This is a genomic window from Actinoallomurus sp. CA-150999 (assembly GCF_050942425.1).
GTDB lineage: Bacteria > Actinomycetota > Actinomycetes > Streptosporangiales > Streptosporangiaceae > Actinoallomurus.
Genome location: NZ_CP192063.1, coordinates 2,145,507 through 2,164,785, shown reverse-complemented (window position 1 = coordinate 2,164,785; position 19,279 = coordinate 2,145,507). Strand labels below are relative to the sequence as shown.

At 71.1% G+C, this 19,279-nt stretch carries 18 protein-coding genes; 11 read left to right on the top strand and 7 right to left on the bottom strand.

Annotation, left to right across the window (positions count from 1 at the left end; translation table 11 throughout):
• Positions 1-13: 13 nt before the first annotated feature.
• From ACQP2O_RS10315 to ACQP2O_RS10290, 6 genes are all read left to right on the top strand, one after another.
• Positions 14-901, top strand: a complete 888-nt coding sequence (locus tag ACQP2O_RS10315) for an amidohydrolase family protein (protein WP_433182140.1) — start codon at positions 14-16, stop codon at positions 899-901.
• 5 nt (positions 902-906) lie between these two features.
• Entirely contained in the window at positions 907-1,404 is a 498-nt protein-coding gene (locus ACQP2O_RS10310) for a cysteine dioxygenase (protein WP_433182138.1), read from the top strand.
• 91 nt (positions 1,405-1,495) lie between these two features.
• The gene (locus tag ACQP2O_RS10305; RefSeq protein WP_433182137.1) at positions 1,496-2,680 is read left to right on the top strand and encodes a hypothetical protein; all 1,185 of its coding nucleotides are present in this window, start codon (positions 1,496-1,498) and stop codon (positions 2,678-2,680) included.
• 259 nt (positions 2,681-2,939) lie between these two features.
• On the top strand, positions 2,940-3,878 hold the full coding sequence (locus ACQP2O_RS10300; RefSeq protein ID WP_433182135.1) for an NADP-dependent oxidoreductase: 939 nt from the start codon (positions 2,940-2,942) through the stop codon (positions 3,876-3,878).
• Entirely contained in the window at positions 3,875-4,360 is a 486-nt protein-coding gene (locus ACQP2O_RS10295) for a cupin domain-containing protein (protein WP_433182133.1), read from the top strand. The genes ACQP2O_RS10300 and ACQP2O_RS10295 overlap by 4 nt, the downstream gene beginning before the upstream one ends.
• Positions 4,361-4,634: 274 nt before the next feature.
• Positions 4,635-5,969, top strand: coding sequence for an MFS transporter (locus ACQP2O_RS10290; protein ID WP_433182131.1), 1,335 nt, complete (start codon positions 4,635-4,637; stop codon positions 5,967-5,969).
• Positions 5,970-6,084: 115 nt separating this feature from the next.
• On the opposite strand, the gene ACQP2O_RS10285 is transcribed toward ACQP2O_RS10290, so the two are convergent.
• Positions 6,085-6,969, bottom strand: a complete 885-nt coding sequence (locus ACQP2O_RS10285; protein WP_433182129.1) for an aminoglycoside phosphotransferase family protein — start codon at positions 6,967-6,969, stop codon at positions 6,085-6,087.
• A 177-nt stretch (positions 6,970-7,146) separates the two neighbouring features.
• On the opposite strand from ACQP2O_RS10285, the gene ACQP2O_RS10280 reads away from it, so the two are divergent.
• Genes ACQP2O_RS10280 through ACQP2O_RS10270 form a run of 3 tightly spaced genes read left to right on the top strand, consistent with a single transcriptional unit; the run spans position 7,147 to position 10,167 of the window.
• Positions 7,147-7,704, top strand: coding sequence for an RNA polymerase sigma factor (locus ACQP2O_RS10280; RefSeq protein WP_433182127.1), 558 nt, complete (start codon positions 7,147-7,149; stop codon positions 7,702-7,704).
• Positions 7,701-8,885, top strand: a complete 1,185-nt coding sequence (locus ACQP2O_RS10275; RefSeq protein ID WP_433182125.1) for a CU044_5270 family protein — start codon at positions 7,701-7,703, stop codon at positions 8,883-8,885. Before ACQP2O_RS10280 ends, ACQP2O_RS10275 begins: the two co-directional genes overlap by 4 nt.
• 43 nt (positions 8,886-8,928) lie before the next feature.
• On the top strand, positions 8,929-10,167 hold the full coding sequence (locus ACQP2O_RS10270) for a hypothetical protein (RefSeq protein WP_433182123.1): 1,239 nt from the start codon (positions 8,929-8,931) through the stop codon (positions 10,165-10,167).
• Between the two features lie 153 nt (positions 10,168-10,320).
• On the opposite strand, the gene ACQP2O_RS10265 is transcribed toward ACQP2O_RS10270, so the two are convergent.
• From ACQP2O_RS10265 to ACQP2O_RS10255, 3 genes are all read right to left on the bottom strand, one after another.
• Positions 10,321-11,040 carry a rhomboid-like protein gene (locus ACQP2O_RS10265; protein WP_433182121.1) on the bottom strand — a complete coding sequence of 240 codons (720 nt, stop codon included), beginning with the start codon at positions 11,038-11,040 and terminating at the stop codon, positions 10,321-10,323.
• Positions 11,041-11,294: 254 nt separating this feature from the next.
• Positions 11,295-11,696 carry a hypothetical protein gene (locus ACQP2O_RS10260; RefSeq protein WP_433182120.1) on the bottom strand — a complete coding sequence of 134 codons (402 nt, stop codon included), beginning with the start codon at positions 11,694-11,696 and terminating at the stop codon, positions 11,295-11,297.
• A gap of 62 nt (positions 11,697-11,758) precedes the next feature.
• The gene (locus ACQP2O_RS10255; protein ID WP_433182118.1) at positions 11,759-13,345 is read right to left on the bottom strand and encodes an MFS transporter; all 1,587 of its coding nucleotides are present in this window, start codon (positions 13,343-13,345) and stop codon (positions 11,759-11,761) included.
• Positions 13,346-13,442: 97 nt separating this feature from the next.
• Here ACQP2O_RS10255 and ACQP2O_RS10250 point away from each other — a divergent pair, with 97 nt between their 5' ends.
• Together ACQP2O_RS10250 and ACQP2O_RS10245 are read left to right on the top strand one after the other, a co-directional pair.
• Entirely contained in the window at positions 13,443-14,156 is a 714-nt protein-coding gene (locus ACQP2O_RS10250; protein WP_433182117.1) for a TetR family transcriptional regulator, read from the top strand.
• A 213-nt stretch (positions 14,157-14,369) separates the two neighbouring features.
• Positions 14,370-15,737 (top strand): cytochrome P450, encoded by a 1,368-nt coding sequence (locus ACQP2O_RS10245; RefSeq protein ID WP_433182115.1) that lies wholly within the window; start codon positions 14,370-14,372, stop codon positions 15,735-15,737.
• Between the two features lie 55 nt (positions 15,738-15,792).
• Here ACQP2O_RS10245 and ACQP2O_RS10240 read toward each other — a convergent pair whose 3' ends face one another.
• From ACQP2O_RS10240 to ACQP2O_RS10230, 3 genes are all read right to left on the bottom strand, one after another.
• Positions 15,793-16,881: a hypothetical protein gene (locus ACQP2O_RS10240; RefSeq protein WP_433182113.1), complete on the bottom strand. Its 1,089-nt coding sequence runs from the start codon at positions 16,879-16,881 to the stop codon at positions 15,793-15,795.
• A gap of 165 nt (positions 16,882-17,046) precedes the next feature.
• Positions 17,047-17,706 carry a response regulator gene (locus ACQP2O_RS10235; protein WP_433182112.1) on the bottom strand — a complete coding sequence of 220 codons (660 nt, stop codon included), beginning with the start codon at positions 17,704-17,706 and terminating at the stop codon, positions 17,047-17,049.
• Entirely contained in the window at positions 17,703-19,022 is a 1,320-nt protein-coding gene (locus tag ACQP2O_RS10230; RefSeq protein WP_433182110.1) for a sensor histidine kinase, read from the bottom strand. Before ACQP2O_RS10230 ends, ACQP2O_RS10235 begins: the two co-directional genes overlap by 4 nt.
• Positions 19,023-19,279 lie beyond the last annotated feature (257 nt).

The window sequence follows — 19,279 nt, the reverse complement described above, 5'->3', positions numbered from 1 at the left end:
CCGGGAGGGCCGCGTGCGGATCGACGTCCACCAGCACCTTTGGGGGCCGGCGTTCGTCGAGGCGCTCCGCAGGCGAACGGCCCCTCCTCGGCTCGATCACTGGACGCTCCACCTCGCCGGCGAGGCCCCGTTCGAGGTCGACGCCGCCGATCACGACGTCGCGCGCCGCACCGCCGCCCTCGCGGAGGATGGCGTCGATCTCGCACTGACGTCCCTGTCCGCGCCGCTCGGCATCGAGTTCCTGCCTGCCGAGGACGGCGCCCCGCTGCTCGACGCCCACCACGCGGACGCGCTGCTGCTGCCCGAGCCGTTCCGCGCGTGGGCCTCCGCGGGCCTGGCCGAGATCGACGCCACCGCCCTCGCCCGGCTCCTCGACCAGGGGTTCACCGGCCTGCAGCTGCCCGCGACGGCACTGCTCGACGCGGCGGGGTACGACCGGTGCGGGCCGCTCCTGACGCTGCTGGAAGAACGCGGCCGGCCGCTCTTCGTCCACCCCGGGCCGGCGCCGGTGACGGACGGGCCGGGGTGGTGGCCCGCGCTGGTGCCGTACGTCCAGCAGATGCACGCCGCCTGGTTCGCCTTCCGCGCGTTCGGCCGGCCGCGCCATCCCGGCCTGCGCGTGTGCTTCGCGCTGCTCGCAGGGCTCGCTCCCCTGCACGGCGAACGCCTGGCCGCACGCGGCGGCGGACGCGGCCAGGTCGACCCGGACGCCTTCGTGGAGACGTCGTCGTACGGGCCGCGCGCCGTCGACGCCACGGTCCGCGCGATCGGCATCGACACGATCGTGTGCGGCTCCGACCGCCCGTACGCGCGGTCCCCCGACCACTTCGGCCTCGGCGACGCCGCCGAGCACGCCATCCGCACCGCGAATCCGCATCGACTACTCAACGGAGAGGACTGACCCCCGTGGCCTTCGAGTCCCTGCCTACACGAAGCCTCGACCGGCATGAGCTGCGCCGCCTCGTCGACGACCTGGCCGCCCACCCCGACACGTGGCGCGCACTCGTGGACTTCCCCGACGGCAAGCGCCATTACGTGTCGCTGCACCGGGACGAGTACGTCGACGTGTGGCTGCTGTGCTGGACGCCGGAGAACGACACGGGCTGGCACGATCACGACATCTCCTCCGGCGCGGTCGCGGTCGTCGACGGCGCTCTCAAGGAGTGCAACCCCCGCATCGCCGGCGCGCACGTCGAGGTGGAGGTGGCAGAGGGCGCGTCATTCTCCTTCGGCCCCGAGCACATCCACCGCCTGGTCGGGTCGGCGGACCGCAGCGTTTCCATCCACGCCTACTCGCCCCCACTCTGGCGCCTCGGGCAGTACTCCATCGACGACGGCGGCGTCATGCGCCGCGTCTCGGTCAGCTACGCGGACGAACTCCGCCCCCTCGACGAGGTGGCATAGGGGGGAAGTCCCCCTGGCGTCGCGTTTTGGCACGCTGGTAGCTTGCTCTTGACTTGGAACGAGCCACTTGCTGCCGGAACGGAGTTAGAGGGTGTCCCTGACGGAGGCGTTGCGCGCCGGTGACCCGGAGGCCTTCGGCCTGCTCTACGACGAGCACGGCGCGCTGCTGTACGCCTGCTGCCGCCGCATGGTCGGCGACGAGGCCGCCGACGCCGTACGGGACACCTTCGTCGCCGCCGCCCGTCACCCCGCAGGGCCGCCGTCCGACGACGAGTCGCTCCCCGTCTGGCTGTACGCGCTGGCGCGCGCGGACTGGACACGCCGCGGCACGCCGCCCGCGGCGGCCCCCGAAGCGGCGCCGCTGGAGCGCGCGCTGGCCCGGCTGCGCCCTGAGCACCGGGAGGCGCTCGCGCTGACCGCCGTCCTGGAGACCGAGGATCTCGCGCGGATCCTCGGCGTGGCGCGTGACACCGCCGAGCAGCTGGTCCGGCTGGCCCGACGCCGGCTCGAGCAGGCCGTCATCGCCGTCCTCGAGGCGGGCGCCGCGGCGGACGACGAGCTGCTGACGGCACTGGCGAAGGGCCGCCTCCACACACTCGTGATCCGGCCGGACGACCCACCGGCGGCGCTGCGCGAGCAGGTGCTAGCCGCCTGCGCCGCCACCGAGCGGGCGACCGGCGGCGCGCTGCTGTTCGACGCCGACGGCCTGCCCGTCCCGCTGGACACCCTGTTCGGCCCGGCCGAGGCGGACACCGGTCCCCAGCCGAAGATCGCGCCCGCCGCGGGGCCGGCCCGGCACCACCGCAAGCCTCGTGCCCGGCAGACCGTGCTCACCGAGGCGCTCACCCTCGCCGCGTGCGCCGCGACGGTCATCGGGGCGATCCTGCTCTGGCCGGCCGGCACCGACCGGGGAGCCTCCACCGTCGACGACCACACCCGAATCGCGCACCGGACCACGTCCACGAGCAGTCCCACGACCTCGGCAGGGGGCAGCGCCCCGCTGAACGGCGGATCCTCGCCCGTCGGCACGACACCGGTCCCGTCCACCGCCGGGTCGGCGTCGCCGTCCGGTTCGGCCACGCCCACGCGCCCCTCCGGGTCGGCGACGGCGAGCCGCCCGCCCGCGAGCCCATCCCGCCCGGCGACGCCGACCCCGAAGCCGCCGACGTCCGCGCCGGCGACACCGCGCCCGACGACCTCACTGCCCGGCCTTCCACTCCCGGCCGTGACGTCGAGCCCGACCCCGACGCCGAAGAAGACCGACCCGAAGCACTGACGGGCCGCGAGACCCTGCCGAGCGAGACCCTCCACCCGGTGCGTCGATACGGGCTGCCGCCCTGCGACCGATCGTCGGGCTGGTCGCCGTCCTGTCAGCGGTGATCCGTAGCCGACCGCCGGACTCCGCGCCGTACCCGCCCTGCGCTCCCCGCCGGACCTCCGCCAGAGATCACGTACTTCTGAGCCGTCACACCCGTGTGGGCTGCCTCGTCTCCCTGATGACAACCTGAAGCCAGAGGGACATGAGAGGAACCGCCATGCAAGCCATCACGGTCCGAGACCGCGCCGCCGGTGTCGGCGGACTCTCCCTGACGGAGATGCCGTACCCGCACGCCGCCGAGAACGACGTCATCGTGCGGGTGCATACCGCGGGGTTCACCCCCGGAGAGCTCGACTGGCCGGGTACGTGGACCGATCGCGCCGGCCGTGACCGGACGCCGAGCGTTCCCGGACATGAGCTGTCGGGTGTCGTCGCCGCGCTGGGTTTTGGAACCACCGGTCTCAGCGTCGGCCAGCGGGTGTTCGGACTGGCCGACTGGGCCCGCAACGGCTCACTGGCCGAGTACGCCGCGGTGGAGGCCCGCAATCTCGCCCCCCTTCCGGCGGACGTCGACCACACCGTGGCCGTCACACTGCCGATATCGGGGCTGACCGCGTGGCAGGGCCTGTTCGACCACGGCCGCCTCGCGGCAGGCCAGACCGTCCTGATCCACGGCGCCGCGGGCGGTGTGGGTTCGATCGCGGTGCAGCTCGCGCGCGAGGTGGGCGCCATGGTGATCGGCACCGGCCGGGCCGCCGACCGGGAAATCGCACTCGGTCTCGGCGTGGATCTCTTCCTGGACCTGCAGGCCGACCGACTGGAAGATGCCGGTGAGGTCGACGTGGTGTTCGACGTGATCGGCGGCGAGATCCTCGACCGCTCGACCGCGCTGGTGCGCGCCGGCGGCACGCTCGTCACCATCGCCACGCCGCCCAAGGTCCAACCCAAGGCCGGGCGGGCGATCTTCTTCGTCGTCGAACCGGATCGCGCCCGGCTCGCGGACCTCGCCCAGCGGGTGCGGGACGGACGGCTCAAGCCGATCGTCGGGGCCGTGCTGACGCTCCCGGAAGCGCCCTCCGCGTTCGCCCCCGGCCGGCGCACCCCCGGCAAAACGATCATTCGGGTCATCGAAGACCGAGGAGGAGGGCAATCATGATCGGAATACGGCCTGCCTGCTGCCTCCTGGCTGCCGGCCTGGTGGCCACGGCCACCGCGTGCGCCCCCGCGGCACAGCGTACGACCGGCAGGGTGGCCGCCGTCGCCACGGTTTCGAACCAGCCGTCCGAGACGCTGTCGACTCTGTTCGAACAGGCGCTCCCGAATGTCAAGGGCAAGACGTTCACCTCGGCGATCGTGGACTTCCCGCCCAACGCGCGCGCGGCGCCGCATCGGCACGGCTCCGCCTTCGTCTACGCCTACGTGCTCCAGGGCACCGTGCGCAGCCACCTCGCCGGTAAGCCGGTACGTACGTACCACCAAGGACAGAACTGGGTCGAGCAGCCCGGCGCCCACCACCTGCTCACGGCGAACACCAGCCGGACGAAGCCGGCGAAGCTGCTGGTCATCTTCATCTCCACCACGGGAGCCAAGCTCAAGGTCAACGATCCGCCGCGAACCGGCCACGGGCCTACCGAGTAGGCGGAACGAACCGCGAACAACTCTTCGCGAAGAACTCTTTGCAAAGGTTTCTTCGCGGTTTACCGTGCAGATCATGACCGACTTCACGGATCGCCCTGCGCAGGGAGCTGCAGGAGGTCATCGAGCGGTATCGACGGGATACGCCCGAGACGGTCATCCGAGCGCCGGAGGGCGCCGAACAGGTCTCGCTGATCATTAATATCCTGCCCGAGCTCAACGCGACCGCCACGGCCGTCGGCTCCTCGGACGGCGAGAACTCGGCGATGGAGACATCGTGAAGGACGGGGTCCCGGACGCCGCCCGCGTATCCGGGAAGCGGACCCTGCGGCCGTTGGGCGGGCTGCTCACGGCGATCGCCGTGTCGTTGACCGGCACCCGCGTCTCGGCCATCGCGCTGCCGTGGTTCGTGCTCGTCACGACCGGCAGCGCCACGCGGACCGGGCTGGTGGCGTTCTGCGAGATGACGCCCTATGTGCTGGTCAAGACGTTAACCGGCCCGCTGGTGGACCGGGCCGGACCGAGGGTCGTCTCGTGGACCACCGACCTGGCGAGCGCGAGCGCCGCCGGCGCCATTCCTCTGCTCCACTCTTCGGGCCTGCTCACCTTTCCGGTGCTGCTGGCCCTGGTCGCGCTGATCGGCGCGGCGCGCGGCCCGGGCGACCTGGCGAAGGAGGTCATGATCCCGGACGCGGCCGAGCGCAGCCGCGTGCCGACGGGGCGGGCCACGGGCCTGTCCGGAGCGACCGAGCGGCTGGCCGCCACCATCGGTCCGGCGGCCGGAGGCGCGCTGGTCGCGCTGCTGGGCCCGCTGACCGGCCTCGTCCTCAACGCCTGCTGCTTCGCGCTCGGATCAGTGATCATCGCCCTCGTGCTGCCACGCGGCATGGGCGGCACGACGGAGAAGGCGGGATCGGCCCAGGTGGTGCCGAGGTACTGGCGGAGTTTCGGCGAGGGCTTCGTCTTCCTTCGCGGCGAGCCGCTCCTGCTCTCCATCGTCATCATGGTCGGGATCACCAACCTGCTGGACGCGGGCTTCATCACGGTGTTCCTGCCCGTGTGGGCCAAGGACTCCGGTAACGGAGCGGCCTCGATCGGCCTGAACAACAGCGCGCACGCGGTGATGGCGCTCGCCGGGAGCCTGTGCGCGGCGGCGATCGCCCACCGCATGCGGCGCCGCCCGGTCTTCTTCGTCGCGTTCGCGATCGCCGGCGCGCCGCCGTTCCTCATCCTCGCCTCGACCGCATCGATGTGGGTGATCGTCCCGGTGTTCGCCGTCTCCGGGTTGGCGGCCGGCTTCCTCAACCCGATCATCGGGGCGATCTCGTTCGAGCGGGTGCCGCGTCACCTGCTGGGCCGGGTCAAGGCGCTGGGCGACTCGCTGGCCTGGGGAGGCATCCCGCTGGGCGGGCTGATCGGCGGGGCGGCGGTGGCGTCGTGGGGCCTGGCGCCCGTGCTGCTGGCCGGCGGCGCCGCGTACTTCCTCACGACCAACCTGGCCGGGCTACGGCCGGAGTGGCGAGAGATGGACCGCCACCGCGGCCGGACCGGCGGCGAGGACCAGCGATCCCCCGGCGGCAGCCCGGACGCCGAGTACCGCCAGGTCGGCTAGCCCCTTGCGGATGACGGCGATTCGGGCGAATCGCTCGGGCGGGGCGAGGGCGCGCTGTCAGCGGTATTTGCTGTGGCTGAGCGATATTCAGCCACAGCAAACACCGCTGACAGAGTCACGTGAGGATCTCGCGGATGACGTGGCGGGCGTTGGCGGACATGATCGGGTTGGTGTGGCGGTAGTACGGCAGCTGGCCGACGGCCATCGACAGGGCCCAGCCGCGGCCGCGCAACCAGGTCGCGTCGTCGACGTCCACCGCGTCCCGGAACACCTTCCTGCCAGATCGGGGCAGGAGGTTCCACGCGACGATCAGATCGCAGGCCGGGTCTCCGACGCCAGCGGTGGAGAAGTCCAGGACTGCGCTGAGCCTTCCATCGGTGACGAGCAGGTTGCCGGGCATCAGGTCGGAGTGCAGCCAGCACGGCGAACCCGTCCAGGGAGGTGCGGCGAGTGACTCCTCCCAGACCGCGATCGCCACCTCGGCGTCGAAGGGCTCATCGGTGCGGCTCAGTTCCTCGATCGCCGCACGCGTGGAGGAGTCGGCGGTCGCCAGCGGTACCCCGCGATACGCGGCGGGCGCGTCATCCAGCTCGACCTTCCGCATGGCCGTGACGAACGCCGCCAGGTCACGCGCCAGAGGTTCGGGCTCGGCGACCTGGCCCTCGACCGGGCACTCGCCTTCGATCCATCGGTGCACCGACCAGGGCAACGGGTATCCCTCGGCCGGTTCGCCCCGGCCGACCACGGTCGGGATGGCGACCGGCAGCACGGGCGCGAGCCTCGGGAGCCACCGCTGCTCCCACTCCAGTGACTCCACGCCTCCCGGGGTGAGCGGGAGCCGGGCGGTCAGGTCGGCGCCGATCCGGTAGACGGCGTTGACGGTCCCCCCGGAGGCGAGCCGCTCGACCGGCAGATCCGCCCACTGCGGGAACCGCCCGCGGACCAGCCGCCCAACGAGCTCCGCGTCGGTCTCCACCTCGTCGGCATGCATCTTGACCATCCGCCGATGAGATCGCCGCGACGCTCCACCGGTCAACCGGTTTCCGGTACGAGACCGGCCGGCGCCTCGTACGGTCCGCACGAGCAGGGCTCGTGAAGAATCCTCGATCTGTCGCGTAATCGGGTGACGTCTTCTTCGACTTCTTGGCGTTCGTGTCCCGAGAAGAAAGGAGGTGGCGTGGACGAGCAAGAGGCCCGATTCACCCGCCTCTATGAGACGTACTACCGCAACGTCTTCGGCTACGTCGTGCTGCGGGTCGCGCCCCAGGCGGCCGAGGACGTCACCAACGAAGTGTTCACGATCGCGTGGCGGAAGGTCGATGAGATCCCCGAGCGGGAGCTGCCGTGGCTGCTGGCCGTGGCCAGGAACCTGGCCCGCCAGTCCCATGGCACCGCCGGACATGCGCGCCGCCTGGTCGACCGGCTGGCCGGCCTGACCACCGACGCGGACCTGCACGCCTGGGACGCCGCCGACCACGTCATCGCCCGTGACCAGGCGCTGGCGGCCCTGCGCACCCTGTCCCCCAAAGAGGCCGAAGCGGTCACCTTGACCGCCTGGCACGGGCTCGAGCCCGCCGACGCGGCCCGGGTCGCCGGCTGCTCCCGCGCCGCCTTCACCGTCCGGCTGCACCGCGGACGCCGACGGCTGGCCAGGGCACTGGAGACCTCCCACGAACCCGGCAAGCGAACTCCCGCACGCGCAGCGCACGACCGCATCATCTCGGAGAAGCTGTGAAGCACAACGAACTCGACAGCATGATCAACGCGCTGAAGCCAGCGGTGGTCGATGAACTCGCCAACGCGGCCTATGAACGACGTCCCGACACCTCACTGATCCGTGCGCGCACCGGCACGGCCCCCGTGAGCCGGGGTCTGGTCCCGGGACGCCGGCCGGTCCGGCGGCTGGCCTTCGCCACCGGCGCGACCGCGGTGGTGGCGGCCACGGCGGTGCTGGCCACAGGCGTGCTGTCCGGCGGCCACGACGGTGGTACGGCGGGGAACCGCACCACCGGCCCGAAGGCAGCGATCAACACCCGTGCGTTCCTGCTGGCCAGCGCGGAGACGGCCGCCAAGCAGCCCGCCACCCATGGGACGTGCTGGTACAGCCGGACGCGCATGTGGGATGACCACCTGGCGCCCTTCCAGAAGCCCATCCCGGGCGTCAGCCCGGTCCCCCGGGGCAGCCCGCGCCCGCACGTCAAGCCATCCAGGATTCCCAAGGTCAAGCCCCAGACGTTCCAGGCGCGGGGCGCGAGCAGCGACGAGAGTTGGGCGTGCACCCCGCCGGGCGGGACCGGCATGCGGTTCCGGTCGCGCCTGCCGCTGGACGTTCAGGTCGCCTTCCCCACCAAGAAGGACGAGGCGGCGTGGCGGGCGGCGGGTTCGCCGCCTCTCAACGTCAACGGCTTCACGACGGCGTCCAAGCCGGTCACGACGACGTACAACGGGCGTTCGCATCTGGTGAACCCCGACATCGGCCGCCACGAGATCGAGTGGAAGACCATCCCGAAGCTGCCGACGACCAAGAGCGGACTGGAGGCCTACCTGCGGAAGCTGTGGCGGGAGGACACCAGGGGCAGGACCGATTTCGGGAAGTACGTCTTCGTCAGCGCCGCAGACCTGCTCAGGACTCCGACCACCCCCGGCACGCGCGCGGCGCTCTACCGGATCCTCGCGGACTCCCCGTCCGTCCACGTCACCGGACGGATCACGGATCGAGTGGGCAGGTCCGGCGTGGCCATCTCCGCTCAAGTCAACGACGGCGTGGCCCCCCGGCTGATCGTGGACCCGGTGACCGCCCAGCTCCTCGACTACGAGCTGCCCGGAACCGGCACCCGCAAGAACAGCCCCGACCAGTACATCGCCTACGAGCGCCAGGGCTGGGTGAACGAGATCGGCGCTCTCCCCGCCTCCTGACTCGCCCGCTTGGTCGACCGTTCGATGAGAAAGAGACTCTCTTATGCGTAATGGAAGCATCAACGCTGCTGGAAACCGCGGCGCCCGGGCCGTGCTGGCGGCCGGGGCGGTCACGATGTCGCTCTCGCTGTCGCCCCTGATGGCGGCGTCGGCCGGCGCGACGGCCAAGCCGACCGCGTCCTCGGGCTGGGAACGGGTCGCCGTGCCCGATCTGGGATCGGCGTCCCTTTCCAGCATCACCGCCCCGAGCCGAGATGTCGCCTGGGTAGGGGCCGGCGTGGACAGGCACCAGCCCCAGGGCACGAGCGCCCGGAGCGGACGTTCCGGTCTGCTGGGGCTCCGTACTTATTCACCACGCGACACCGCCTCATGCAGCACCAACGAGACATTCCGTTCGGCCGTGTTGCGTTGGAACGGCGCCAATTGGACACGCGTCACCATTCCCGACGTCGGCGGGGTCGGCTCCATCGCGAGTGCGAGCCCCCGGAATGTGTGGGCCGGCGGCGAATGCGGATCCCTCCACTGGGACGGCCGTTCCTGGACCGCCACGCCATATGCGCTGCTCCCCGGCCAATCAAGCCCCGAGAACGTGGTGTTCTCGTCCGACGGCCGAGCGGACGCCTGGATCATCGAGCGCGAACTCGGAGAAGAAACGATCAAGAACTATGCCGAGCGCTGGGACGGCTCGGCATGGCAGGTGGTATCGCTACCGAAACTCGATGACAACACCATCCTGACCACCATCTCGGTCCTAGGGCCGGATGACACCTGGATGGCAGGAGAGGACGCGGCCGGTCAGGCCTTCTTCCTTCACTGGGACGGTCGTACATGGACGCGGGATGCCGCACCTCAGATCGACCATAAGGAGGCTCGGATCGCCCGGATGCGCGTTCTCGCGCCCAACGACATCTGGGCCACCGGCAACGGCGTCGACCCAGGGTCTGACGGTTGGAACGTCTCCTCCCCTTTGATCATGCATTGGGACGGGCACCGCTGGACGAACACTCCGATCTCGGCAGCGCAGCCCAAGGGCGTCATCTACGACGTGGCCGCCGATCGAGGCCACTTGTGGGCGGCAGGCGACACGTTCAGTTGGGGCCTGCCCTACGAGACGGCCGCCCTGAACTGGACCGGAAGCGAATGGACACCCAGCCCCGCGCCGGTTGCGGGACAAGGGACCCTCAACGCTCTCGCGTCGATCGCCGGAGGCGGACTCTGGGGCGTCGGCTATGTCAACGACACCGACGGCACTCTCACCCCGGTGGTGGTCCGGCACAAATGAGGAATCCCTGAGGGTGCCCGGCCCGGCGGCAGTATGAGCCGGGCCACCGCGTCCGCAGCATGAAAATCAAGAAGCACGCCCGTGTGGAGGGCCGGTGTCATATCTACGGCACCGGCGCTCCGCCCTTTGGTCGGGACGTGCGGGCGGGGGCGGTCAGGCCTCGCTGAAGGCGGGAGCGGGGGCGAGCTCCGTACGCGGTCCGGCTCCCCCGGAGCCGGCGCTGGTGCGCTCGCGGCGGGCGAAGAGCAGTCCGACGCCCGCGCCGACGAGCATGGCGACGACGTGGCCGACGGCCGCGACGTCCAGCCGGTCCAGTCGGTTGAACAGATGCGGTGCCAGGAACGCCAGGCCGACGGCGGCGCCGATGCGCCACCAGCGGCTGGGGATGCGATCGAACAGCCAGTGGCCGTGCCGGGCGGTGCGCATGAGGGGCTCGGCGCCGTACAGGATCGTCGCGACGAGGGCGGAGGCGATCACGTAGGAGGGGCCGACGTCGTCGAGGTACCGCGCCGACGTGGGCATGGCGCCCGTCGAGATCCGCCAGGCGAGCAGCCCCTCGCTGATGAGCGTGCCGACCACCTGGGCGGCACCAACGAGGACGAGCGTCCGTACGTTGCCGAACCGGTGCGCCACGGGGAACAGGCCGACGATGGCGAAGGCCACCCACATCCACGGCGCGGCCTCGGCCACGAAGGCGGAGGCGATCATCGTGCCCAGGGGGTCGTTCCTCAGGTTCGCCAGGTTGGTGGCCGTGTTGGCGACGACCAGGCGCTGCTGTGCCGGCCCCAGACCGTACGCGTAGACGCCGGAAACAGCGCAGAACGCCACGATGAAGAGCATGGGCAGGGGGTAACGCCTGAGGATCGAGTGCACGCGGCACAGACTAGGGGTTGTTTCTGAGAGATTGATGACAACCAGATGATCGTTAGGCGCGTCTTACCGCGCGGACAACCGAGCCTGCCGATCCCGCCTGCCCACGGGGCTGGAGGCCTCCCAGCGCCTTACCTGCGGGATAGCCGGGTTTCACGGTCTCGCCAGTCGACCGAGTCCGCCCGGTGCCCTATCCGCCGGACAGCCCGCGCCTGCCGCTCCCGCCCGCCAACGCGACCGCGAGCCTCCTGGGTGTCCTACCTGCCGGGCAGCCGAGCCTGGCGGAACCGCCGGACGCGGTGGGAGGTCCGGCCGACCGCGGTCGTGACCTCGACGGAGCGGAACCTCCCGGGCACCTCCGCCACCCAGAACGCCCCCGCGATCGTCACGGCGGTGGCCTTCAGCGCGGACCTTCCGGCGTGGAACTCCACGAGCACCTCACCGCCGGGCGGCAGCTCGCCCCAGGCGACGGACCAGCCCCTGCCGCGTACCGCGCCGCGGATCAGCGCGGTGTCGGCGCCGCGAGCCACGGCCACGTCGATGAGCCCGTCGCCGGTGTGCACCTCGAGGGCGGGACGCCGGCGGCTGCCGCGGCCGACGCGCAGCTCCCAGCCGCTCGCGGGCAACGGTGTCGCGGGGAACGCCATCGCGTGGGACATGGTCGACCTCTTTTCCGAAAACGGGTACGGGCGGCGTCGCGCCGCCCGTACCCGGGTGACACTCAGATCGCGACGCCGCCTTCGACCGGCGACTCGCCGCGTCGTACGAGGAGGGCGGCGAGCGCGGCCACGAGCGCGACGCCCGCGGCGACCGTCATGGAGGTCTGGAAACCGTCCATGAAGGCGAGGTGGCTACCGGTGGTGATGGCCTTGGCGACCGGTCCGGGCGCGCCCGCCGGGACCGGCGCGACGCCCTGGGCGATGTAGTCCTTGGCCGTGGTGAGCTGGTGGGCCGCCGGCGCGGGCAGTCCCGCTCCGGTCAGCCGGTCGATCAGGACGCTTCCGACGCGGCTGGACAGGATCGTGCCGAGGACCGACGTGCCGAGCACGCCGCCGACCTGGAACGCGGTCTGCTGCAGGCCGCCCGCGACCCCGGCCAGGTGCACGGGGGCGTTGGCGACGATCGCCTCGGTGCCGGCGGTGAGGATGAACCCGAACGCCAGGCCCATGAGCACGAACCACGGCCAGATCTGGTTGTACGAGGCGTCGACCCCGATCCGGGACAGGCCGAACAGGGCGCCGGCGGTGAAGACCATGCCGAGGCCGAGCGGCACGCGCGGCCCGAAGCGCTGCGTCAGTGCCCCGCCCAGCGGCGAGGACACGATGAAGATCGCGGTCATCGGCAGCATCCGGACGCCCGCCTGCACCGGGGTCATGCCGTGCACCTGCTGCAGGTACAGCGTGATGAAGAAGATGGTCCCGAAGAGGGCGAAGGCGCCGAGGACGATGAGGCCGGTCGCGGCCGACAGCGACGCCGAGCGGAACAGGCTCATCGGCAGGATCGGGTGCGGGGTCCGCAGTTCCCAGATCACGAAGCCGGCGATCAGAACCGCGAACGCGGCGAACGACAAGAGCGGCACCTGGTCGCCGAAGCCGTACGTCCCGGCCTTGATCAGGCCCCACACCAGGGCGAACAGCGCGCCCGACAGCAGGATGACCCCCACGATGTCGAACGAGCCGGCGGCTTCCTCGTCGCGGGACTCGCGGATCACCCACAGGCCGACCAGCAGGGCCACCAGGCCGAGCGGTGCGTTGAGGAAGAAGACCGACTCCCAGTTGACGTGCTGAACGAGCAGGCCGCCGACGATCGGGCCACCGGCGATGGAGATGCCGACGGTGGCGCCCCAGATTCCGATCGCGGCGTTGAGCCGTTCGGCCGGGAAGGTGTTGCGGAGGATCGCCAGGCTGGCGGGCTGCAGCAGCGCGCCGGCGAAGCCCTGGACGACACGCCAGAAGATCACCATGCCGATGCCGCCGGACACGCCGACCATCACGGACGCGGCGGCGAAGCCGATCACTCCGATGAGGAAGGTGCGTTTACGGCCGAACCGGTCGGCGATCTTGCCGGCCGGGATCAGGGTCACGGCGAGCGCGAGCAGGTAGCCGTTGGTGACCCACTGCAGACCGGTCAGGTCGGCGTGCAGGTCCTTGGCGATGGCCGGGTTGGCGATCGACACGACCGTCGCGTCGAGGCCGACCATCATGACGCCGAGCGCGACCGCGAGCAGCGTCAGCCAGGGATGGCCGTGCCCGGGACGGGCCGGCCTTTCACGCGCCCCCGGACGGGACGCGAGTGTCGCTTGGGACATGAACTTGCCTCCGAGAGATTCGCGTGAGGCCCCAAACTGTCATGCTGTGACACTTGTCGTCAAGCGACGAACGTCTCCGTATGACGACTGTCACAAGATGAAGGAACTATTGGCCGGAGCGTCCAACGTCGGCTACCATCCGGGCATGGAGGCGACCACTGCTGTTCAGGGCTGCATACCTACGGCCGGTCGGCGGGAGCGCAAGAAGCAGCGCACCCGCGAGGCCCTCGTGGACAGCGCGTTCCGGCTCTTCTCGGAGAAGGGCTTCGAGGCCACGACCGTCGAGGAGATCGCCGACGCGGTCGACGTGTCCTCCCGGACGTTCTTCCGTTACTTCGCTTCCAAGGAGGACGTCCTCAACACGTTCCAGGAGGAGCAGTTCGCCGCCGTGAGCGAGGCGTTCACCGCCCGGCCCGCCGACGAGCCGGTGATCACCGCGATCCGCCACGCCGCGGTCGACATCATCCGCGCCTGCGAGGATGGCGAGTCCGGCTTCGACCCCGAGCGGTTCGGCTGCATCCGGCAGCTGATGGAGTCCAGCCCCGCCGTGTTCGGCAGCAGCCTCGAGCACGGCCAGAAGAAGCACGCGGAGATGACCCGCCTCGTCGCCGCGCGCATGGGGGTCGACCCCGACACCGACCTGCGCCCGCACGTGGCCGCGAGCGCGGTCAACTCCGTGTTCCACACCGCGTTCGAGCTGCTCAGCTCCGGCACGGTGAGCGCCGAGCGGTTCTCCGACGTGCTGTCGGAGCTGCTGCGCCTCGCCGAGGACGGCATCAACTACCCCGCCGCGGCCCCCGCCGACCGGTAACGCCGCCAAGAGACCGCGGGGCCGCATCAGCGGCGACACCCGTCGGGAAACGCCGCGAACCCCAAAACGGGCTTAGGGCTGGCCATTTAACCCTCCGATGATCCAAAATCCCCGTTTGGACGACTGATCCGGTTTTCGGCCCTCCCCTGGCCTGATTCCGGACCCCACACGGGTCACCGGCACTCCCCCGGCCGGATTTTGGAGAACGCCGCGATGGGCACAGCCCCCGAGATCGACGCGACCGCACCCGTCCCCGGAGTCCGCGGTGTCTCCCTCGTCGCGCTGGCGAAGGACCCCTTCGGATACTGCATGAAGGCCGCGCAGCAGGGCGACGGTCTCGTACGGCTCGGCGCCGGACCGGTCCGCGCCTACCTCGTCAGCCACCCGGACTACGTGCGGCACATCCTGGTCGGCAACGCTGCCAACTACATCAAGGGCAGCATCATGGACGGCATCCGCCTCGCCCTCGGCAACGGCCTGTTCACCAGCGACGGCGACTTCTGGCGGCGGCAGCGGCGGCTCATGCAGCCCGCCTTCCACAACCGGCGGATCCAGCGGATGGCCGAGACCGTCGTCGAGGCGACGGACGCCTCCATGGCGAGCTGGGCCCCGGCGGTCGCGAACGGCACGCCCATCGACATCCTCCGCGAGTCCGTCCAGATCAACATCACGATCATCCTGAAGACGCTCTTCGGCACCGACATCGACGACAAACGCTCCACCCGCCTGCACGACCTGACGGACCAGGTGTTCGCCGGGATGACCCGGCGGGTGTGGACGTTCTTCGTGCCGTCCTGGCTGCCGACCCCCGGCGCTTCGGCGTACGGACGCGCGATCGAGGCGCTCGACCAGGAGATCTACGCCCTCATCGCCGCCCGGCGGGCCGCCCTGGCCGACGGCGACGCCGGAGAGGACCTCCTGAGCGCGCTGATCCAGGCCGAGGACGCCGAGACCGGCGAGCGGATGAGCGACCGCCAGCTCCGCGACGAGGTCTTCACCATCTTCATCGCCGGGTACGAGTCGACCGCGACCGGCGTCGCGTGGGCCTGGCACCTGCTGACGGGGCATCCGGAGGCCGCCGCCCGGCTCCGCGAGGAGGTCGACCGCGTCCTCGACGGCCGGCGACCCGGCTACGACGACCTGGCCGAGCTCACGTACACCCGGCAGGTCGTCAGCGAGACGTTCCGGCTCTACCCGGCGTTCCCGATGTACTTCCGCGGCTCCGTCGAGGACGACGTCGTGGGCCCGTACGCGATCCCCGGCGGCGCGAACATCATCATCAGCCCGTACGCCACCCACCACGACCCGCGCCACTGGGACGACCCGGAGACCTTCGACCCCGACCGCTTCACCCCGGAGCGCTACGACGCACGCGCCCGCGACGCGTACTACCCGTTCGGCAAGGGCCAGCGCATGTGCATCGGGGAGCCGATGTCGCTCACCATCGCCCAGCTCCTCATCGCGACGATCGCCCAGGCGTACGAGGTGCGGGCCGTACCGGGCGCCCAGGTCACCGGCCGCTACGCGATGACCTACCAGCCGAAGAACGGCCTCCCGGTCGTCCTCACCCCACGCGGCTGACCGCGAGCCGGGGCGGCGCGTCGGCCCGAGGTCGCGGCCGCCCGCCTCATCAGGCCTACGACGGCGCCCGGAGTCCGCTTCCGGGCACGTCCCGTACGCGGCGGTCCAGCAGCGCGAGGAGTGCGCACATGACGACGCCGGCGGCGGTCAGGCCGACCCCGTTGGCGACGGTGTGCGTATTGGCGGCGAGGCCGAAGACCGTGTGGGCGACCAGCGCGCCGATCGCCGCGGCGAGCAGGTGGCGTCGCGACCATGCGGCCGCGGCGCTCCATCGCCGGATGACGGACCACGCCGCGACGGCCACGACGGCGCCCACGACCATCGGCACCAGAGTCCAGCCGCCGTGCGTGAAGGCGGGCCGGTGGGCGCCGCCGAAGGGGTACAGCAGCCCGAGGTAGAGCAGCGTGGCGACGCCGCAGGCCGTCGCGACCGTGACCGGCGACGGCACCAGTGCTCCGGTCTGGGAACGCGCCGGGCGTCCGGACCTGGGGAGCAGCCACAGCGCCGCCACGGACAGCACGGCGATGAGCGCGACGATGACCAGGAGGGCCACGGTCGGCACGTCGTAGCCGGGGTCCTCCTTCGGCGGCACCGAGGCCCGCAGCATCAGTACGCCCAGGAGCGCCACGACCCCGGCGCCGATCAGACCGCGACGGCGCAGGAACGGCCGGTGCGCGAGGCCGGGAAAGATGAGATCGACCAGGACGATCGGGATCGTGACGCTGAACACGGCGTGATACGCCAGGTTGAGTTCGGCGTACGCGGTGTTGATCCCGAACGGGCGCGGAGCCCACCGTGCGACGTGGTAGATGTGCGGGCTGGTCAGAGCCTGCAGGGCGACGCCCTCTTCGATCAGCCCGTAGACGAGCCCCATGAGGAGCGTGGAGCCGGGGCCGCCGCCGGTTCTGCGGAGCAGTTCCCGGATCGTCAGCACGCCGAAGCCGTAGATCGGGATGTACAGGAGGATCAGCCACGCCATGGCGATCGGCGTGGCGCCCAGGGTGAACTCGGCGACGAGCGGGGTGATGACCACCAGGCTCAGCGCCGCTCGCCGGCCGCGGGGCGGACGGCCGCCGCGCGACCGCTCCGCCACCGCCGTCTGGCCGCCGGCCGTGGATGACGGCCTTCTCCGGGACAGGTTCATCACCTGGCCACCGCCGTCTCGTCCCTGGTGATGCGCGTGCCCGTCATGGTCATCGTCCCTCCCGGTGGTGCGTCGATTCGCTCTGACCGGGACGCTAGAGAGGGCAGGGTGCGCGGGAGTACGCCCGAAGGTTGCCATCGCGGACCAGGAGTTGCGGATCCCCGGCTATTCGCCGTCCGGAGGGATCAGTCCGGCCTGCTGGGCGAGCAGCCCGGCCTTGGCACGGTTGGGGAGCCGCAGCTTGCCGAGCAGTCGGGAGATGTAACTCTTCACGGTGGCCTCGGAGAGGAAGAGCCGGGCCGCGATCTCACCGTTGCTCAGCCCGAGCCCCAGGCAGCGCACGATGTCACGCTCGCGCTCGGTGAGACCTGCGATTCGCGAGATCGCCTCCTGCCGGGAGGCGGCGGCCGTCTCGGTCCGTTCGATGAGCCGCCGCATCGCCACGGGCGACAGCACGGCGTTCCCGTCGGCCGCGACGCGGATGAGGCGGAGCAGGTCCTCGGGCGGCGTCGACTTGACGAGGAACCCCTGGGCCCCGACCTGCAAGGCCCGTACGACGTTGGCGTCCGAGTCGAAGGTGGTGAGCGCGATCACCGCGGGCGGGTCCGGTTGGCGGACGATCTGTTCGGTGGCCGTGATGCCGTCGACCGCCGGCATCCGGAGGTCCATCAGGACGACGTCCGGGGACAGCCGCAACGCGATCTCGACGGCCTCCGCGCCGTCCTCGGCGGTGCCCACCACCGTGATCTCCGGGTCGGTCTCCAGGATGGTCGTCAGGTGGCGACGCACGATCGGGTCGTCATCGACGATGAGCACCGCGATCACGTGTCACCTCCCGGCCGCGCCGGGGCGCCGGCCCCGATGTCCGGCAGCGAGGCCGTCACCTGCCAGCCTCCCGATGACAGCTTCCCGGCGGAGAACTCTCCCCCGATGAGCTCGACACGGCGTCGCAGGCCGACCAGCCCCAGTCCGGATCCGCTGCCGGCCAGTGACGGATTGCGGTGCCGCTCATCACCGCCGGAATCGCGGATGGAAACGATCGTGGCCTGTCCGCCATAGTCGATCCCCACATGTACGGAGGAGCCGGGAGCGTGTTTGCGGGCGTTGGAGAGGGACTCCTGGACCACGCGTACGGCGGTGCGCGCGATCGCCGTCGTCATCGGCCGCCGCACGCCTCGGAGCTCGAGCGTCACCGTGCCACCGGATTCACACGCCGCCCGGACCAGGTCGCCGATCTCCTCCGCCGGGTCGGACGTATCGGACGGCCGCGGGGCCGGCTCGGGGCTGCGCCGTCCGTCGCCGTGCAGCACCCCGATCAGCTCGCGTAGCTCACCGAGCGCCTTCTCGCCCGCGGCCCGGATCTGCTCGGCGGACGTCCGTATGTGCGTGCTCTCGCCGGTCAGTTTCAGCGCTCCCGCGTGCAGGACCATCTCCGTCACATGATGCGTCACGACGTCGTGCATCTCCGTGGCGAGCCGCCGGCGTTCGGCGGCCACGGCCTGCTCGGCGAGCAGGTGCTGCTCACGCTCGGCCGCGGCCAGGCTCGCCCGCAGCGAGGCCATCAGCTGCACCCGCGCCCGGGCGGAGTAGGCCAGCGCCGCGGGGATCAGCGTGGCCGCGATCCCCGTCGGGGTGGCCAGCGCGCTCGGCTGCCACGGTTGGGCGCCGAGCAGCGCGAACGCGACCGTGAACGACAACGCCTCACGGACCGGCCGCACCGTCATGATCACCCAGATGATCACGATCGCGCAGGTCGGGACGACGATCCTCGCCAGCGGATGGGCCGGCGTCAGCGTTCCGGGCGCGACGAGCTCCCCGACCGCTCGCGCGGCGGACACCCCCAAGGCGATCGAGGCCACGGCGCGCGGATACCGGATCAGCCAGAGAAGGCTGAGGTCGGCGACGAGGCTGAGGCCCAGCCCCGCCGCCGGGCCCAGAACCCCGTCGGTCCGCTGACCGAGCACGTACAGCAGCACGTCGAAGCCTGAGAAGACCAGGGCAGAGGCGACGGCCATCACGTACGCGGTACGGGCCGTGAACCTGCTCGCCGCGTCCATGGCCCCATCCCACACCATGGCGATCGATCCAAGCGCCGAGTCCGGGCCGGCCGCGACCTCCGAACGTTGCCACCGAGTCGCCAAAGGTTGCGCTTCCTTCGTCCGAGGGGGCGTCCCGCGCGGCTCCGGAGGACTTCGACCCCGATGATGGTTCGCGCGGTCCCCGCATGCATGAAAGGCCGCTCCGTCCGTACCTGAATACGGCCGCGCCGTGCGGCCCGTTCCGGCGGAGGGCCCGGGGAACGGTCCAGGATCGCCATTACGGGGTCAGCGACCCGGAGCGTCATGGACGCCCCAGGGAATCCATTCTGGAAGAGGATGTTTAATGTGCGCCGTAACCA

Coding starts and splice junctions, on each gene's coding strand:
- ACQP2O_RS10300 (WP_433182135.1), top strand. CDS start 2,940: ATGCAAGCCATCACGGTCCGAGACCGCGCCGCCGGTGTCGGCGGACTC.
- ACQP2O_RS10295 (WP_433182133.1), top strand. CDS start 3,875: ATGATCGGAATACGGCCTGCCTGCTGCCTCCTGGCTGCCGGCCTGGTG.
- ACQP2O_RS10285 (WP_433182129.1), bottom strand. CDS start 6,969: ATGGTCAAGATGCATGCCGACGAGGTGGAGACCGACGCGGAGCTCGTT.
- ACQP2O_RS10270 (WP_433182123.1), top strand. CDS start 8,929: ATGCGTAATGGAAGCATCAACGCTGCTGGAAACCGCGGCGCCCGGGCC.
- ACQP2O_RS10260 (WP_433182120.1), bottom strand. CDS start 11,696: ATGTCCCACGCGATGGCGTTCCCCGCGACACCGTTGCCCGCGAGCGGC.
- ACQP2O_RS10255 (WP_433182118.1), bottom strand. CDS start 13,345: ATGTCCCAAGCGACACTCGCGTCCCGTCCGGGGGCGCGTGAAAGGCCG.
- ACQP2O_RS10250 (WP_433182117.1), top strand. CDS start 13,443: ATGAAGGAACTATTGGCCGGAGCGTCCAACGTCGGCTACCATCCGGGC.
- ACQP2O_RS10245 (WP_433182115.1), top strand. CDS start 14,370: ATGGGCACAGCCCCCGAGATCGACGCGACCGCACCCGTCCCCGGAGTC.
- ACQP2O_RS10240 (WP_433182113.1), bottom strand. CDS start 16,881: ATGAACCTGTCCCGGAGAAGGCCGTCATCCACGGCCGGCGGCCAGACG.